Consider the following 16,483-nt stretch of genomic DNA (forward strand, 5'->3'; position numbering starts at 1 on the left):
ACTTATGTATACAAAAATTCTTGGTACCGGCAGCTATCTGCCGCCCCAGGTGCGGTCCAATGCCGATCTGGAGCGCATGGTGGAAACCAGCGACGAGTGGATCCGCGAGCGTACTGGCATCCGCGAGCGTCGCATTGCCGGTGCAACCGAATCCGTGACCACCATGGGCCACGAGGCCGCCCTTAAGGCGCTGGAAGCCGCAGGCATTAGCGCCGAACAGCTGGACATGATCATCTGCGGTACGACCAGTGCCGATAACGCTTATCCCTCCTCAGCGTGTGAAATTCAGGCACTGCTCGGTGCACACGGTTGCCCCGCCTTTGATGTGGCAGCGGCCTGCAGCGGTTTCATGTTTGCCCTCTCCATTGCTGACCAGTTCATCAAGAGCGGTCAATGCAAGCACATCCTGGTGATTGGTGCCGACGCCCTGTCCCGCCACTGCGACCCGGATGATCGCACCACCCTGATTCTGTTTGGTGACGCCGCTGGCGCCGCCATCGTGGGCGCCAGCGAAGAGCCCGGCGTACTCTCCACTCATATCCATTCCGATGGACGCTTTGGCGACCTGCTGAAGACCCGTGTACCCAAGCGCAATAAAGATGTGCAACTGGAAGCGGATCAGGCCGACTACCTCATTATGAAAGGCAATGAGGTGTTCAAGCAGGCCGTGACCCGTCTGGCGGAAGTGGTTGAGCAAGCCCTCGAGCACAATGGCATGGCCAAGAGCGACATCGATTGGCTGGTGCCCCACAACGCCAATTTCCGAATTCTGAAAGCCACTGCGAAAAAACTGGGCCTGCCGATGGAGCAGGTGGTGATGACCCTGGAAGAGCACGGCAACACCTCCGCGGCGTCTGTCCCCGTGGCTCTGGATATGGCGATCCGTGATGGTCGCATCCAGCGCGGTCAGACTCTGTTGCTGGAAGCCTTTGGTGCCGGGTTCGCCTGGGGCGCCGCAGTGGTCAAATACTAAGGAAGCCTTTTCATGACTCAGAACACCGCATTTGTTTTCCCCGGTCAGGGCAGCCAGACCGTGGGCATGCTGGCCGAACTGGCCACCGAGTACCCGATTATCCAGGCCACCTTTGCCGAAGCCAGCGAAGCGCTGGGTTTCGACCTGTGGCAGATGGTGCAGGACGGCCCGGCTGAGGCGCTGAACAGCACTGAAAACACTCAACCCGCACTGCTGACCGCCTCCGTGGCGATCTGGCGCGCTTACTGTGAAGCGGGCGGCGAGCAACCGGCAGTGATGGCCGGTCACAGCCTGGGTGAGTACTCCGCACTGGTGTGCGCGGGTGCCCTGAAATTTGAGGATGCGGTCAAGCTGGTCGCTCTGCGTGGACGTGCCATGCAGGAAGCCGTACCTGCTGGCACCGGCGCCATGGCCGCCATCATCGGTCTGGACGACGACGCCATCGCCAAAGCCTGTGCGGAAGCCGCCCAGGGTGAAGTGGTGTCTCCGGTGAACTTCAACAGCCCGGGTCAGGTGGTTATCGCTGGTCATAAAGACGCGGTAGCCCGTGCCGGTGAAGCCTGTAAGGCCGCTGGCGCCAAGCGCGCTCTGCCGTTGCCGGTCAGCGTGCCGTCCCACTGTGAGCTGATGAAGCCTGCGGCTGAAAAGCTGGCCGAAGCCCTGTCACACATCGAAGTATCTGCCCCGGCGATCCCCGTTATCAACAACGTGGACGTGGCCAAAGCGGACTCCGCTGAAGCGATCAAAGACGCCCTGGTGCGTCAGCTGTACTGCCCGGTGCGTTGGACCGAAACCGTCAACGCCATGGCCGATCAAGGTGTCGAGCAGTTGGTGGAGTGTGGCCCGGGTAAGGTACTGACCGGTCTGACCAAGCGGATCAACAAGGCCCTGTCCGGCACTGCGGTGAATCTGCCCGCAGACCTGCAGGCCCTGCTGTCTTAATCAAAGGAGAGAATCTATGAGCCTGGCTCTTGACCTGAGCGGCAAGATTGCACTGGTAACTGGCGCAAGCCGCGGCATCGGCCGTGCCATTGCCGAGCAACTGGTTGCTGCTGGCGCCACCGTGGTTGGCACTGCCACCAGCGAGCGTGGTGCGGAAGCGATCAGCGCTTACCTGGGTGAGAATGGCCGAGGTCTGGTGTTGAACGTCACCGATCCTGCGTCCATTGAAGCGCTGTTCGAAGCGATCAAAGGACAATACGGTGACGTGGACATTCTGGTGAACAACGCCGGCATCACCCGCGACAACCTGATGATGCGTATGAAGGACGGTGAGTGGACCGATATTATCGACACCAACCTGACCTCCGTATTCCGCACTTCCAAAGCGGTACTGCGCAGCATGATGAAGAAGCGCCACGGTCGCATCATCAACATCGGTTCCGTTGTGGGCACCATGGGTAACCCGGGCCAAGCCAACTATGCAGCGGCAAAAGCCGGCCTGCTGGGCTTTACTAAGTCATTGGCAAAAGAAGTCGCCAGCCGTGGGATCACCGTCAATGCGATCGCGCCCGGTTTCATTCAAACTGATATGACCGACGAACTGACCGACGACCAGAAAGCCGCTATTATGGGGCAGGTCCCGGTTGCGCGTCTGGGCCAGGCGCAAGAGATTGCCGATGCGGTGGTCTTCCTGGCTTCTGATCGGGCCAGTTACATCACCGGCGAGACCTTGCACGTCAATGGCGGCATGGTAATGGCCTAAATCAAAGTGTGACGAATTATGGCGTGATAGTGGTTCTAAAATTCACGAAAATTTATGTATTTTCGTGGTTTGACCACGGTGCAAGGCGCTTGCATTGTACGTGGAATCGAATACACTAACCGCAATTCGACGCATCAGCGTATTTGAACAGGAAAGTAACAATCATGAGCAACATCGAAGAACGCGTAAAGAAGATCATCGTAGAACAGCTGGGCGTTAAGGAAGAAGACGTTAAGCCTGAAGCCTCTTTCGTAGACGATCTGGGTGCTGACTCTCTGGACACCGTTGAGCTGGTAATGGCTCTGGAAGAAGAGTTTGATACTGAGATCCCGGACGAAGAAGCTGAGAAGATCACTACCGTTCAGGCTGCGATCGACTACGTTCAGGCTAACCAGTAAGCCTCAGCATTCAGAAAAAACAGGCGGCTTATGCCGCCTGTTTTTTGTTTCACCCGGAGGAACCCGTGTCCAAACGTCGCATTGTAGTTACCGGCCTCGGCGCCGTAACCCCGGTAGGCAACGATGTTGCCACTACCTGGAACAATTTGCTGGCGGGCCAAAGTGGCGTCGCCCCCATTACGCACTTTGATGCCAGTGATCTGGCTGTGCGCTTCTCTGCCTCGGTCAAGGACTTCGACGTCGAGCAGTACCTGTCCAAGAAGGACGCGCGCAAGATGGACCTGTTCATCCAGTACGGTCTGGCCGCCTCCATCCAGGCGATCAAAGATGCCGGCCTGGAAGTGACCGAGGACAACGCCCACCGCATTGGTGCGGCCATCGGCGCCGGTATGGGTGGTCTGGATCTGATTGAAGCGAACCACACCCAGCTGATGAAGTCCGGCCCGCGCCGGATCTCTCCCTTCTTCGTGCCGTCCACCATCATCAACATGATCGCCGGTCACCTGAGCATCATGTACGGCTTTACCGGACCGAACATCGCCATCACGACTGCCTGCACCACCGGTGTACACAACATCGGCCACGCAGCGCGAATGATCGCTTACGGCGATGCGGATGTGATGATCGCCGGTGGCGCCGAGATGGCCACCACCCCGTTGGGCGTGGGCGGCTTTGCTGCGGCCAAGGCGCTCTCCACCCGTAACGACGACCCGACCAAAGCGTCTCGCCCCTGGGACAAAGACCGCGACGGTTTCGTTATCGGTGACGGTGCCGGTGTCATCGTACTGGAAGAGTACGAGCACGCAGTGGCTCGTGGTGCCAAGATCTACGCCGAACTGGTGGGCTTTGGTATGAGCGGCGACGCTCACCACATGACCTCTCCGCCGGAAGATGGCCGTGGTGGCGCTGCTGCCATGCGCAACGCGCTGAACGACGCCAGCGTGGCGCCGGAGCAGGTGGGTTACATCAACGCCCACGGCACCTCCACCCCGGCTGGCGACATTGCCGAAGTGAACGGTGTGAAATCCGTATTCGGTGAGCACGCCTACAAGCTGATCATGGGCTCCACCAAATCCATGACCGGTCACCTGCTGGGTGCGGCTGGCTCTGCCGAGGCGATTTTCACCATTCTGGCTCTGAACGAGCAGAAAGTGCCGCCCACCATCAACCTGGAAAACCCCGCTGAAGGCTGCGACCTGGACTTCAACCCCCAGGGTGTGCGTGAAGTGGAGATGGAGTACGCCCTGTGCAACTCCTTCGGTTTTGGCGGTACGAACGGCTCTCTGCTGTTCAAGAAAGCCTGACGGACTGACTGCATCAAAAGGCGCCCCAAGGGGCGCTTTTTTTGTGCCTGAATGCCGGTATCGCTCTCCTTGGAAGGGGGAGAGTATTGTCGCTGAGCGGCTTAATCCTGACGGTGGGTTGGCAACCGGACCTCACTGTCAGACAATGGCCCGATAGATCGCAGTTAGGGAAGCAAAAACAATGAGTCAGGTAGCCTTTATCGGCCTGGGCGTTATGGGGTATCCCATGGCCGGCCATCTTCAGAAACAGGGCCACGAAGTGTGCGTCTACAATCGCACCACCACCAAGGCGCAAGCCTGGAGTGCCGAATTCGGTGGCCGTTGGGCGGCGACGCCCGCCGAAGCCGCCAAAGGCGCGGAGTACGTCATGGTGTGTGTGGGCAACGACGACGACCTGCGCTCCGTGGTTCTGGGCGACGATGGCGTCCTGGCGGGGATGGCTCCAGGTGCCATCCTGGTGGATCACACTACCGCTTCTGCGGATGTGGCGCGGGAGCTGGCTGAGCTAGCCGAGGCTCAGGGCAAAGGCTTCCTGGATGCTCCGGTGTCCGGTGGACAGGCTGGTGCGGAAAACGGCGTACTGACCGTCATGCTGGGTGGCGACCCGGCTCAGTTTGAACAGGTGAAGCCGGTGATGGACGCCTATGCCCGCTCTGCCGTGCTATTGGGCCCGGTAGGCAGCGGTCAACTGTGCAAGATGGTGAACCAGATCTGCATCGCCGGTGTGGTTCAGGGGTTGGCTGAAGGCCTGCACTTTGCTCAGAAAGCGGGCCTGGATGGCGATAAGGTGGTGGACGTCATCAGCAAGGGGGCGGCGCAATCCTGGCAGATGGAGAATCGCTCTCACACCATGTTGCGGGACCAGTTTGAGTTTGGCTTCGCCGTGGATTGGATGCGCAAGGATCTGGATATCGCCCTGACCGAAGCGAGACGAAATGGGGCCCAGTTGCCGCTGACGGCTCTGGTGGACCAGTTCTATGCTGAGGTGCAAAAGCTTGGCGGTGGCCGCTGGGACACCTCATCGCTGAAAGCGCGGCTGAAGGATTGAATCAGGCCGCGAGGGAGGGGGCGTTCTGAACCGGATTGCGCTCTCGCCAGAAACGAACAAGCCGCCTGCGGGCGGCTTGTTGCTTTCTCGGTTTAGGACGCACGGTTCACTTCCAGCGTCACCGGGCTGATGGCGGCCAGAGCGGCCGTGGCAGCGTTGACCTGACTGATTTGGCCATCCGCTTTCTCCACCAGAACCGCACGTTGGATCTGGTCAAACCCAACCCGGTGTCGCGCCATGGCGGCCAGCGCCATCTGCATCGGCGGCAGGCTCGGGTTGAACGCGGCATTCTCGGCGTAACGGCCGACAAACACCTGCCCGTCCCGGCAGGCCAACGCCACCGCAGCGGGACTGTGAGAGTAGGGGGCATAGCTCAGGCGGGCCTGCTCCAGGGCGGCCTGTACCAGCGCGTCTGCGTCCTGCAACTGAAGTGCCTGGCCGGAGGCAGCCATCAGCCCGACTTCGACGCCCAGATCTTTGGGGCCAAACGCATAGGGCAGGTAGTGATGCAGGGCACCGTTGTCCTGGCCCGGCAGCACAATCACCAGTTCGTCCGCGCTGTTCAGCTCATTCATAAACTGACGGCAATGGCCGCAGGGGGAGGCGTTGACCACGATCTCCGTCAAACCGGTTTCCCCGGACAGCCAGGCATGACTGATGGCCGATTGCTCGGCATGGACGGAATGGAACAGGGCTTCCCCGGCGAGTTCGAGGTTGGCGCCAAAGTAGAGATCGCCATTGCGACCCCGGGCGATGGCACCCACTTCAAAATGGGACACCGGCGCCTGAGAGAAGCTGGCCGCCAGGGGCAGCATCGCCAGCAACAGGTCGTGGCCGCTCAGGCCGGAATCCTGCTCCAGGGCCTGGACGTCCTCGGCGCTCAGATAACCGGTAAAGGGTTGAGTCAGGCGTGAAGTCAGAGCCCCGGCCAGTTCCTCGGGGAGCTGTTTCAGGGCGGTCTCAAATGCGAAGGCCATACTTCTGGCTCCAATGTCTGGGATGTGCACAGTGTAGGCAGTCGCGGATGGAAATAATGTGCGCGCCATCACGACGCGCATTCTGAAAGACGGGATCTGTGGGCTACAAAGAGTGCAAATAGTGGCCCAGTGCGGTCAGCAATTTGAGCTTCTCTTCATCCTGCGCGTGCTGCTCAAACAGCCCCTCAAGGTGGTGTACATAGTCGGCATCGCTGAGTGCCTGTTTGCAGTGCTCGTGCCAGCGGCGTTGCTCCGACTCGTTCAGCGTCTGCGGGAAGTTGCGGGCCCGGTAGCGGAAGAAGAGTTTGGGCAATCTGGCATCCACAAACTGGGGCTCCAGTGCCGCCAGGTGTTCCGGCGCCGTGTTGCGAACCAACTCCATCTGCGCCCGGTCAGCCTCGTTAAAGAAGCCACCGTACAGTTGGATATCCGGGTTATCGGGCTCTCTCACAGGCGGGGTTTCATCCGCAAACATGTCGTGCAGCTTTTCCCGGATCGCCGCGTGGTTTTGACGCAGTGTCTTGTAGTGCTCCCGGCAGGCCGCCTTATCCAGGCCCAGGCGCTCTGCGTTGGCATCCTCCAGCGTGCTGGCGGGAGCAATAAAGGGCGACTTGTTCATATGTACCAGTTTGACCGGCACCCGGGGTTCCCCCTCGGTGCGATCGGCGGCTTTCTGATACAGCTTGGCTTTGAGGGTCTCGGCGTCCCACTCCAGCAGCGGGGTGGGGTCCTGGGCCAGATCCACACAGACCACGGCGTTCTTGTTGTCCGGGTGCCAGGCCATCGGCAGCACCAGCGAGGCACAGCCCTGAGTGGCCGGGAAACGGGAACTGACGTGCAGCAGAGGCTTCAGGGCAAGAATGTCGATCTGGCTGGCGGCAAAGCGCTTGTTACGCAGACGGAACGCCCAGTCGTACAGCTTCGGCTGGGTGGTTTTGATCAGCTTCGCCAGGGCGATGGTGGCCTTTACGTCGGAGACCGCATCGTGGGCGTTCTCGTGGCCGATGCCGTTGGCGGCGGTCAGATGCTCCAGCTTAAAGCTGGGGGCGCCATCTTCACGCTCCGGCCAGACGATCCCGTCAGGGCGCAGGGCGTAGCAGGCGCGTGCCAGGTCGATAATGTCCCAGCGGCTGTTGCCGTTCTGCCACTCACGGGCGTAGGGGTCATAAAAGTTGCGGTACAGGGCGTAGCGGGTGATCTCATCGTCGAAGCGGATGGAGTTGTAGCCGACGGTGCAGGTGCCGGGGCGCGCCATCTGCTCATGCACCCGGGCCATAAAGTGGGCTTCCACCTCACCCAGACGGTTGGCCTTTTGCGGCGTAATGCCGGTAACCAGAATCGCTTCCGGCTTAGGCAGGTAGTCGGCAGGCAGACGACAGTAAAACTCGACCGGCTCCTCGATGATGTTGAGATCCAGGTCGGTCCGTATCCCGGCGAACTGCGCCGGACGGTCACGCGCCACATCTGCGCCCCAGGTCTCGTAATCGTGCCAGAGGAGGGTGGAGCTCGCCGCACTTCCTCGCGAGTTCCTATCTGTTTGTTTATCGGACATTTAGTTTCCCCGGACTTCACCGTAGTTTGCCGTCATTATCCATTATTTGTGTACAAACGCGTGTACAGAAAACAGGCCGTTGTGTACAAAAAAATCCAGCGCTAAACTGGCTGTCGAGTCCACAGCAGGAGGCAAAATGGCGCTCACAAAGACCAAGCTCGACAAGATTGTAGGTCGCCCCTATGACGGGCCGGCAGAGTTGTCGGACCGAGATGGGCTGGGTGTGCGCGTGTCCCCCAAGGGGGTTGTCACGTTCCAGTACCGATATCGCTTTATGGGTAGAGCCCGACGACTCACGCTTGGCCGTTATCCTGGCCTTACTTTATCGGAGGCGAGGGGAAAAGTCCCCGGCTTGCGTCGCCGCCTCGAAGATGGTGAGGATCCGGGCCATGAACATGGGGCCTCTGCCGTGCTCGACACGTTGCTCAATCAGTGGCTGACAGTGGCAGTAGACAAGAAGCTCAAAGAGCGTACTCGCGTGCTTTACCGCTCTGTCTGCAAAACTCACCTCATAGGCCGCTTTCCGATGCCGGTGGAGAAGATCACCATGCCGCTTTGGTTGGCGCACTTCGACAGCATCGCAGAGCAGCACAGTCCGGTCACGGCCGGGTCAGCCCTGCGCGTCTTGAAAACCGCACTGCGGTGGGCTGTCCGCCGGAAACTGGTTACCAGCGTGCTTCCGGTATTGGAGTTGCAGGTTGGCGATGTTGGTGAAGCCCCCAAGCGTGGGGAGCGGGTATTGGACTGGAATGAGCTGGCCACTATCTGGAAGGAGCTGAGCGGGCGGCGGTGCTCGCCTAGCTCCCGAATCGTACTGCAGTTTGCCATGTTAACAGGGTGTCGTTTGTCCGAAGCGCTACAAGCGGATTGGTCGGAATTCACAGAGGGTGGACTTTGGGTGGTTCCGAAAGAGCACTCAAAGACGAACCGCACTATCCGCCGTCCGCTCTCCTCGGGGGCAAAGCAGTTGCTGAAGGAGATGGCTATTACCTACGGCGCCGAAGGGCCCGTGTTCCCGGGGCTAAATCTGAGCAAGCCACTGACCATCTCGTCGGCGAATAAGCTGCAACGGCACATTCGGAACGACCTCGGGTTCCCATTCTGGCGTGCCCACGATTTTCGCCGTTCGTTATCAACTAACCTATCTGCGATGGGCTTTGCGCCTCACGTCACCGAAAAAATGTTGGGGCATGAGCTGCCGTCCATTATGGCGACCTACAACAAGCACGATTGGTTGGAAGAGCAGGAAAAGGCCTACGAGGCGTATTACCGCCGTTTAATGGAGGAGGTGAGTCAGGATGCGGCCAAGGTTGTTGGACTTTTCTAGACGGTAAAGGCGGCCTTTTGGGGCCGCCCCTCAGGCGACGTAACGGTTAGTCACGCCCCTTCGTCGTCACCACTGTGCCGGCATCGGCCTTCGCCAACCAATCCTCCACAGCTTTGCGGCTGAAGCGGCTACCCAGAGAGACACGAGGGAAGCCGTACAGCATCTGCCAGCGACGCATGGTGCTGTCGGTTACTCCAATCATGTCCAACACTTCCTGTCGGCTCAGAAGCCGCGCGGTCGGTTTCATGTCCGTCATACTCGCCCCTTATGCCTTGATGCCCAGCAGCGCTTTCAGTTTTCCCACGCCCAGGTGGGTGTAGCGCCACTGCGTGACCTGCCGCTCGCAGTTCGCGGCCTTGGTCAGTATGCTGCAAGCGAAGGGCGCCGCCTTGAGTCCGTTCTCGTTGGCGATACGCCCAATCGCCGTCGCAGAGACTCCCCAGGTCTTGCCGAGCTCTGTCGCACTCCAGGTGGGCTCAACGGTGGGAAAGGGAAGAAGTTGCAGCCCTGCCACCTCATTGATGTTAGCGGCCGTGTAGGCTTGAATGGCCGCATCACTCAGGTCAGGCAGAATGTCTTTGAGCCGTTTCGCGTTTTCCAGTACCTCACGTTGTGCCCGCTGCAAGCGTAATTTGTCCAGGGCACTGCGAGCGGGTTGGGTATTGGCCTTTGCCAGCGCCCGAGCCACGTCGCCACGAGCCAGAGCGTCAAAGGCCTGGATCACCCGCAACTGGAACTGAGGACTGATCCACATGGCATAGGCGTAGACCAGTTCCTTGCAGGCGTAGGTGCCGCCGTTTCTGCCTCGGTTGGATTTAATTGTGCAGATTTGCACATTTTCCAAGGCCTGCGATAGCGCTAGAGCCTGGTCGGTGCGTAACCATTGCGCAGGCGCATGATGTCGTGCATTGCCACTGGCCTGGTGCAGGTCATTCAGGCTAAACAGGCCGTCGTGCTGGCCGATCACAACATCCCCGACCGAAAGAGAAGAGAACATGGGTAGCGGCGCTTGGCCTGCAAGCGTGGCGCTGTCACCGGCGACGATAAGAGTATTGGCGTTCATTGCTATCTCCGCGTTTAGGCGTATTGCCACTATCCTCAATTTGCCCAGCTTGACTAAGAGTGAAAACGGTTGAAGTTTGGCGAATGTTAGGCGGATATGCTGTTCAGGGGTTACAAGAGTTGCTTATTTAGGCAGTTGGTGAGTAGCATGCGGGGCATCGCCCATTTTGCTGGCACTTTGCGCTTTTTCAATTTTTCACGAAAAAAGAATCCCATGAGCTTTATACGCCGCTAAAGGTGCTTTAGAACCGCAGTCATCACTCTCACTTAGACACTGCCCTCTCTGTGTCACTGGTGAGTGTGGCTCTCCACAAAGCCACTGTGTGCCTCGTCCCGTCTAAGTCCCTCGTTTCAACACCATTTACCATCTTCGTCGCGATGCGCTGACGTTGCCACGTTCCGTGTGCAGCGGCTTTGTTGCATGCGGTCAAGATGGTTTCGTTTTGCAGGGGAGGTTGCTTGAGGTGCTTTGGGTGGGCGTGGGATCGTGTCGTGCTTACCACTTCTCCCCTGTTCATTCATCTAGTCCAGAAGGAGAAGGTATGTCCGGACACCAACCTGATTGCTGCGCAGTTACCAGCCCGCAAGCACTTGCTGATCTGCTGGAGCGACGCCTAAAGAAAAGCGCTACCAAACGAAATGGCCCCAACATGCCAAAGGCGGTATTTATCCATCCCATCGTGTTTCTGGATTTGGGGCCGTATCCTGCGATGGTTGTCGGTGATCTGATGTTTTGGGCACTGAACAACCGGGAGTCCTCGCAACCAACGTGGCGCTTCTACCGGGATTGGGCGCAGTGGTTTTGTTGCAGCGAACGCACCTTGGGGCGCGCGGTGGATACGTTGCGCAAAGCTGGGGTGGTAACAACGGAGCGACGTCGTTTCCCGACCCAAGGCCATCAGGGCCCTTTGTCTTTCCAGTTGACCCCTACTTTCCTGGGCTCTTCCGTTGGGCAGGACTACCGCCACTTATTTGCCGATTACACGCCAGAACAGGGACAAAACACCAGTGCGACGGAGCGCTTCGTGCCGCAACGGTTGCCTCTGGCTCACGTTCATCGGTATGGCGCTGTCAATGCGCTTATCCTTGCGCGCTTGATGGGACCGATTATGGGGCAGGACGGCGCAGCTACGTTCCAATCCATGAGGGCCTTAGCAACATTTTGCTGGGTGAGTCTCCATCAGGCGCAACGGTCCATGGATGTACTCGTCGGTGAAGGTGTCCTAACGAAGGTAAAGATCCCTGGTTACCGCAATGGTATTGGCGTGCTTCTGGGGCCCCAAGGGGCTGAGGTCCACCAATGGTATTTGGACCAACGCACCGAGTCTGAAGAGCGCCACCCAATGGCCAGTGAGTACTAAGGCGTTGACGAATACGCCGTGACGCATACTGATGCCTGTACACGGTGATTACTGCGAGCACGAGGGAGGAAGCCAAGATCACGCTACTCTGACGTTCATTGACGCGTGAAAGTGGTGTCATAAAAGCCAAAAGAGGGCCCTTCTGGCGTGAAACAACGGCAGTTTCGCCGTCGCAAGGGCACTTCATTGTCCAGTCTTAGGGTGAAGTTTTGTCTGGTCTGGGTGCGAAAAGTTGTCCGTGCCTATTAAAGACAAAGGATTACATAGAACACACATGGTGTGTTGCTAAGGTATGGACAAGCTTGAAGCTTATCGCCTTGCCCTCTAGGCCCTCCTTGGGGCCACCGGGACAAGGCTAGGTCTGTGCTATTGGGTAAGGTGTTATGGCCTGCCAGGCATCGTCTACGGCTCGTCTGGTGGGGGTGACGAGGTTTGGCCTGGAACGACCTGACGTGATGGACGGTACACGATAGGGTAGGCACCTCTACCTGTAAGCGCAGAACCCGAATAAGACGGTGGTTCACGACCAACGTCGCAAGAGGTGATCCCTCTCCGCTTTTTGACCTAGGCCCACCGCCGATCCATTGGTAATCTAGGTCCAATTTTTTATTCCGGCACGGATGCCCCATGTTGTTGAAACGCGCCACACAAATGAACACCAATACCTCTTCGTTGGCGGGCCTGATCTGGTCCGTTGCTGATCTGCTCCGTGGTGACTTCAAACAGTCCCAGTATGGCCGCATCATCCTGCCCTTTACCGTACTGCGTCGTCTGGAGTGCGTACTGGCACCCACCAAGGACAAAGTGCTGTCCACCGTAGACGCCACCAAGACGATGCCGGAAGAGGCCGCCAACAAGATCCTGCTTAACGCGGCCGGACAGTCTTTCTACAACACCTCCAAGCTTGACCTGTCCAAGCTGGGGGAAACCCAGATCTGGGACAACCTGGACGCCTACGTTCGGGCCTTCTCCCCGGATGCTCGGGAGATCTTCGAGCACTTCGCCTTCGAGAAATTCATCACCGAGCTGGACAAGGCCGACCTGCTCTACAAGGTGGTGCAGAAGTTCGCCCACTTCGACCTCTCCCCCGAGTCGGTAGACAACTACCATATGGGTTTGGTGTTTGAAGATCTGATCCGCCGTTTTGCGGAAAGCTCCAATGAAACCGCCGGGGAACACTTTACCCCCCGGGACATCGTTCGTCTGACCACCTCGTTGGTGTTTGCCACCGACGATGACGCCCTGACCAAACCCGGGGTGATCCGCTCCATCTACGACCCCACAGCGGGCACCGGTGGCTTCCTCTCCTGCGGCATGGAATACCTGCACGAACTCAACAGTGCAGCGGTACTGCGGACCTTCGGCCAGGAGCTCAACCCCGAATCCTACGCCATTTGTAAGGCCGACATGCTGATCAAGGGGCAGGACATCGAGAACATCAAGCTGGGCAACACCCTGTCCAACGACCAGCTGCCCGCCAACCGCTTTGACTACTGCCTCTCCAACCCGCCCTTCGGTGTGGACTGGAAGAAGATCGAGAAGGCGGTGAAGGACGAGCACACTCTCAAAGGCTACGACGGTCGCTTTGGTCCCGGTCTGCCCCGGGTCTCTGACGGTTCTCTGCTGTTCCTGCTGCACCTGATCAGCAAGATGCAAAACCCCACCACCGAGGTGGCCGGTTCCCGTATCGGCATCATCCTGAACGGTTCTCCGCTGTTTACCGGTGGGGCAGGGAGTGGCGAGAGTGAGATCCGCCGCTACATTCTGGAGCAGGACCTGCTGGACGCCATCATCGCCCTGCCCACCGACATGTTCTACAACACCGGCATCGCCACTTACATCTGGGTGCTGTCCAACCACAAGCCGGCAGAACGCAAGAAGAAGGTGCTGCTGATCAACGCCGCCGACCTGCACTCTCCGATGCGGAAATCCCTCGGCTCCAAGCGTAAGCAGCTCAGCGACGAAGTGCTGGAACGTCTGGTCAGCCTCTACAGCCGCTATGACACCACCGAGATCGAACAGAGCGGGATCGCCAAACTGTTCAACACCCGTGACTTCGGCTATCGCCGCATCACCGTAGAGCGTCCGCTTAAGCTGGCCTTCTACCCCCATGATGAGGAACGTATCGCCGCCCTCACCTCTGACAAGGGCTGGGACAAGCTCGATGGCACCCTCAAATCCGCCATCCTGACCGCCCTGGGCCGCTTTACCAGCGATAAGCTGCTCAGCCGTGACCAGTTTAAGAAACAGCTTGCAGCTCAGATGGACGGCGTAAAACTGCCCGCCCCGGCCTTTAAGTTGATCTGCAAGCACATCGGTGAGCAGGATGACGCCGCCGAAGTCTGCAAGACCAAGGGCCAACCGGAGGCCAACCCGGATCTGCGCGACAATGAAAACGTACCGCTGTCTGAGGACATCAACGACTACTTTGCCCGTGAGGTGCTGCCCCATGTGCCGGACGCCTGGATCGACACCAGCAAGACCGACGAACTGGATGGCCAGGTGGGCATCGTGGGCTACGAGATCCCCTTCAACCGCCACTTCTACCAGTACCAGCCACCGCGCTCACTGGAAGCGATTGACGCCGATCTGGATGCGGTGTCCAAGGAGATCATGGGGCTGCTGGCGGAGGTACACTCCTGATGACGGAAGTGAAGGAGCAAGTGCAGGCTAGTCAAGGCAGATACCAGCCGTACCCACGTTACAAAGCTTCGAAAGTTGAAGGGCTAAGTGAGGTTCCTGAGCATTGGCAAGAGCCTACACGCATCAAGTTCGAATCGTCGTTGAAAGGCAGACTTGGTTGGCAGGGACTTAAGGCATCCGAGTATCGTGACGAAGGCCCTCATGTTGTTAGTAGCGCGCATTTCAGGAACTGCGTAATTGAGTGGGAACGATGCCCGCGTGTATCAATGGAACGGTACAACCTTGATAGCAATATTCAACTCCAAGAGGGGGATATTCTGCTTATGAAGGATGGGGCTGCGATGGGAAAGATGGCTTTTGTTGATAGCCTCCCTGGCCCGTCCTGCCTGAATAGCCACTTGTTGCTTTTCCGACCGTTGGTGGCTGACGGGGCTGAGCCAACCTATGCCCCTAAATTCTTGTTTTACTTTCTGCTGACCGAGTTGTTTCAGGGGTTTATCAAAGTCAACGGTACGGGGGCTACCTTTCTTGGGATCTCTCAACAAGCCATTGGCAATTACAGCTTCTATTTGCCGCCATACGATGAGCAGCGCACTATCGCCGCCTTCCTCGACTACGAGACCGCCCGCATTGACGACCTGATCGCCAAGCAGCAGCGTTTGATTGAACTGCTGAAGGAAAAGCGTCAGGCGGTGATCTCCCACGTCGTCACCAAGGGCCTCAACCCCGACGCCCCCATGAAAGATTCCGGCGTCGAATGGCTCGGCCAAGTGCCAGAGCATTGGCAGATTAGCCAACCGCGTTATTTGTGCCGATTCATGGGGGGCGGCACGCCTTCTAAGGACAAGTCGTCGTATTGGGGCGGGGATATACCTTGGGTATCTCCCAAAGATATGAAACGGGAAGTTATTGCTGAGTCGATCGATAGCATTACGATGGATGCAGTGCGCGAGTCATCAACGAAACTAATTCCTACAGGTTCGGTTCTGATCGTTGTTCGCGGTATGATTTTGGCGCACTCCGTGCCAGTGGCCATCACCTCAAAGCCCGTGACCATAAATCAAGATATGAAGGCACTGGTATGTGGCGACAATGTCGATGGTGAATATCTGCTTATGTGTTTACAGGGACTCAAGCAGCCAGTTCTGGATCTCGTCGATAGTTCAGCACATGGCACAAAATGCTTGCGAACAGATCAGTTCGAAACATTACCTACACCGCTTCCGCCGCGTGCGGAGCAAAAAGAGATCGTAGCCAAGGTCAAAGGGATTACGCTCTCAATCGATCAGACTATTGCTGCTGCAAATCACTCAATCTCTTTGTCTAACGAACGCCGCACTGCCCTGATTTCCGCTGCCGTCACCGGCAAGATCGACCTGCGTGAATGGAAGCGTCCGTAATGAGTCAACTGATTGCCACGGTTCACAGTGTTGCTGAATTCCTTGAGTGGGCTTCTGAGACCAAGCGTAACACCAAACATGTACTGTACCGAGGACAGCGGCTGCCTTGGCCCATGCTGCCCAGCCTTTGCCGTATAGGCGCATCGTCGACATTGTTGGAGCGCGAGAAGGCGCTGCTAACAGGTTTTAAGTGTGAGGCTGAGCGCTGCCTTCATATTGTCCCTAAAAACGATTGGGACTGGCTGGTAGTAGCACAGCACCATGGTTTGCCGACCCGGCTATTGGACTGGACCAGTGATCCCAAGATCGCATTGTGGTTTGCACTCGAAAAGGTGAGGGAGACTCAGGGTTCGGAACCTGTGGTTTGGCAGCTGTGCCCCGATGCTCAGGACTTTGTTGAGGATCAGGGGAAGGAACGACCGTTTCGTGGCACTCGCACCAAATTGTTTGAGACCACCTTCAACATTCCGCGCGTCCGTGCGCAGCAGGGCTACTTTTCCCTGTCCAAACATGACGACAAGTGGAAGAACGGTTTTGTGGCGCTGGAACAGAACCGCCACCTGAGAAATGCGCTGCAAGGGGTGAGGGTAGCTCCGACTAAAGTCGAGGTGATGTTGTCTCAGTTGGAGTCGGAAGGGTTGGTGCAAGACCTGATTTACCCGCCCAGCTTGGATGCCATTGCCCAGATCGTGAAGAACCGAGTCATGCAGGGTATTACCACCTGAACCATTAA

Annotated in this window: 15 protein-coding genes; 11 read left to right on the forward strand and 4 right to left on the reverse strand. The window is 58.0% G+C overall.

All coding sequences use genetic code 11. From position 1 onward, the window contains the following. Positions 1-4: 4 nt before the first annotated feature. The 6 genes from KUV52_RS10490 to KUV52_RS10515 all read left to right on the forward strand — a co-directional run bounded on the left by KUV52_RS10490 (position 5) and on the right by KUV52_RS10515 (position 5,428). Positions 5-973, forward strand: coding sequence for a beta-ketoacyl-ACP synthase III (locus tag KUV52_RS10490; RefSeq protein ID WP_222525888.1), 969 nt, complete (start codon positions 5-7; stop codon positions 971-973). A gap of 12 nt (positions 974-985) precedes the next feature. After that, positions 986-1,915 carry an ACP S-malonyltransferase gene (fabD, locus tag KUV52_RS10495; protein ID WP_222525889.1) on the forward strand — a complete coding sequence of 310 codons (930 nt, stop codon included), beginning with the start codon at positions 986-988 and terminating at the stop codon, positions 1,913-1,915. A 16-nt stretch (positions 1,916-1,931) separates the two neighbouring features. Then, positions 1,932-2,678, forward strand: a complete 747-nt coding sequence (gene fabG, locus KUV52_RS10500) for a 3-oxoacyl-ACP reductase FabG (protein WP_222525890.1) — start codon at positions 1,932-1,934, stop codon at positions 2,676-2,678. A gap of 164 nt (positions 2,679-2,842) precedes the next feature. Then, on the forward strand, positions 2,843-3,076 hold the full coding sequence (gene acpP, locus KUV52_RS10505; protein ID WP_013344908.1) for an acyl carrier protein: 234 nt from the start codon (positions 2,843-2,845) through the stop codon (positions 3,074-3,076). Positions 3,077-3,141: 65 nt separating this feature from the next. Further along, complete coding sequence (fabF, locus tag KUV52_RS10510; RefSeq protein WP_222525891.1) at positions 3,142-4,380, forward strand: beta-ketoacyl-ACP synthase II; 1,239 nt, start codon at positions 3,142-3,144, stop codon at positions 4,378-4,380. Between the two features lie 181 nt (positions 4,381-4,561). Then, positions 4,562-5,428: an NAD(P)-dependent oxidoreductase gene (locus KUV52_RS10515; RefSeq protein ID WP_222525892.1), complete on the forward strand. Its 867-nt coding sequence runs from the start codon at positions 4,562-4,564 to the stop codon at positions 5,426-5,428. A gap of 92 nt (positions 5,429-5,520) precedes the next feature. On the opposite strand, the gene cdd is transcribed toward KUV52_RS10515, so the two are convergent. Both cdd and sbcB read right to left on the reverse strand, forming a co-directional pair. Next, complete coding sequence (cdd, locus tag KUV52_RS10520; RefSeq protein WP_222525893.1) at positions 5,521-6,405, reverse strand: cytidine deaminase; 885 nt, start codon at positions 6,403-6,405, stop codon at positions 5,521-5,523. 103 nt (positions 6,406-6,508) lie between these two features. Continuing rightward, positions 6,509-7,957 carry an exodeoxyribonuclease I gene (sbcB, locus tag KUV52_RS10525; protein ID WP_222525894.1) on the reverse strand — a complete coding sequence of 483 codons (1,449 nt, stop codon included), beginning with the start codon at positions 7,955-7,957 and terminating at the stop codon, positions 6,509-6,511. 136 nt (positions 7,958-8,093) lie between these two features. Here sbcB and KUV52_RS10530 point away from each other — a divergent pair, with 136 nt between their 5' ends. Beyond that, the gene (locus KUV52_RS10530; protein WP_222525895.1) at positions 8,094-9,284 is read left to right on the forward strand and encodes a tyrosine-type recombinase/integrase; all 1,191 of its coding nucleotides are present in this window, start codon (positions 8,094-8,096) and stop codon (positions 9,282-9,284) included. Between the two features lie 46 nt (positions 9,285-9,330). Here KUV52_RS10530 and KUV52_RS10535 read toward each other — a convergent pair whose 3' ends face one another. Together KUV52_RS10535 and KUV52_RS10540 are read right to left on the reverse strand one after the other, a co-directional pair. Continuing rightward, positions 9,331-9,540: a helix-turn-helix transcriptional regulator gene (locus KUV52_RS10535; RefSeq protein WP_222525896.1), complete on the reverse strand. Its 210-nt coding sequence runs from the start codon at positions 9,538-9,540 to the stop codon at positions 9,331-9,333. 9 nt (positions 9,541-9,549) lie between these two features. Beyond that, a complete protein-coding gene (locus tag KUV52_RS10540) occupies positions 9,550-10,347 on the reverse strand; it encodes a KilA-N domain-containing protein (protein ID WP_222525897.1) in 798 nt (265 codons plus the stop codon). Positions 10,348-10,888: 541 nt separating this feature from the next. Here KUV52_RS10540 and KUV52_RS10545 point away from each other — a divergent pair. The 4 genes from KUV52_RS10545 to KUV52_RS10560 all read left to right on the forward strand — a co-directional run bounded on the left by KUV52_RS10545 (position 10,889) and on the right by KUV52_RS10560 (position 16,475). Further along, a complete protein-coding gene (locus tag KUV52_RS10545) occupies positions 10,889-11,707 on the forward strand; it encodes a hypothetical protein (RefSeq protein WP_222525898.1) in 819 nt (272 codons plus the stop codon). 627 nt (positions 11,708-12,334) lie between these two features. Further along, positions 12,335-14,350 carry a class I SAM-dependent DNA methyltransferase gene (locus KUV52_RS10550; protein WP_261389964.1) on the forward strand — a complete coding sequence of 672 codons (2,016 nt, stop codon included), beginning with the start codon at positions 12,335-12,337 and terminating at the stop codon, positions 14,348-14,350. Then, positions 14,350-15,750 carry a restriction endonuclease subunit S gene (locus KUV52_RS10555; protein ID WP_222525899.1) on the forward strand — a complete coding sequence of 467 codons (1,401 nt, stop codon included), beginning with the start codon at positions 14,350-14,352 and terminating at the stop codon, positions 15,748-15,750. Before KUV52_RS10550 ends, KUV52_RS10555 begins: the two co-directional genes overlap by 1 nt. Continuing rightward, on the forward strand, positions 15,750-16,475 hold the full coding sequence (locus tag KUV52_RS10560; protein ID WP_222525900.1) for an FRG domain-containing protein: 726 nt from the start codon (positions 15,750-15,752) through the stop codon (positions 16,473-16,475). The genes KUV52_RS10555 and KUV52_RS10560 overlap by 1 nt, the downstream gene beginning before the upstream one ends. Positions 16,476-16,483: the final 8 nt, after the last annotated feature.

The organism is Ferrimonas balearica (assembly GCF_019802055.1).
GTDB classification, from domain to species: domain Bacteria; phylum Pseudomonadota; class Gammaproteobacteria; order Enterobacterales; family Shewanellaceae; genus Ferrimonas; species Ferrimonas balearica_A.

Coding starts and splice junctions, on each gene's coding strand:
- KUV52_RS10490 (WP_222525888.1), top strand. CDS start 5: ATGTATACAAAAATTCTTGGTACCGGCAGCTATCTGCCGCCCCAGGTG.
- fabD (WP_222525889.1), top strand. CDS start 986: ATGACTCAGAACACCGCATTTGTTTTCCCCGGTCAGGGCAGCCAGACC.
- fabG (WP_222525890.1), top strand. CDS start 1,932: ATGAGCCTGGCTCTTGACCTGAGCGGCAAGATTGCACTGGTAACTGGC.
- acpP (WP_013344908.1), top strand. CDS start 2,843: ATGAGCAACATCGAAGAACGCGTAAAGAAGATCATCGTAGAACAGCTG.
- KUV52_RS10515 (WP_222525892.1), top strand. CDS start 4,562: ATGAGTCAGGTAGCCTTTATCGGCCTGGGCGTTATGGGGTATCCCATG.
- cdd (WP_222525893.1), bottom strand. CDS start 6,405: ATGGCCTTCGCATTTGAGACCGCCCTGAAACAGCTCCCCGAGGAACTG.
- sbcB (WP_222525894.1), bottom strand. CDS start 7,957: ATGTCCGATAAACAAACAGATAGGAACTCGCGAGGAAGTGCGGCGAGC.
- KUV52_RS10530 (WP_222525895.1), top strand. CDS start 8,094: ATGGCGCTCACAAAGACCAAGCTCGACAAGATTGTAGGTCGCCCCTAT.
- KUV52_RS10535 (WP_222525896.1), bottom strand. CDS start 9,540: ATGACGGACATGAAACCGACCGCGCGGCTTCTGAGCCGACAGGAAGTG.
- KUV52_RS10540 (WP_222525897.1), bottom strand. CDS start 10,347: ATGAACGCCAATACTCTTATCGTCGCCGGTGACAGCGCCACGCTTGCA.
- KUV52_RS10545 (WP_222525898.1), top strand. CDS start 10,889: ATGTCCGGACACCAACCTGATTGCTGCGCAGTTACCAGCCCGCAAGCA.
- KUV52_RS10550 (WP_261389964.1), top strand. CDS start 12,335: ATGTTGTTGAAACGCGCCACACAAATGAACACCAATACCTCTTCGTTG.
- KUV52_RS10555 (WP_222525899.1), top strand. CDS start 14,350: ATGACGGAAGTGAAGGAGCAAGTGCAGGCTAGTCAAGGCAGATACCAG.
- KUV52_RS10560 (WP_222525900.1), top strand. CDS start 15,750: ATGAGTCAACTGATTGCCACGGTTCACAGTGTTGCTGAATTCCTTGAG.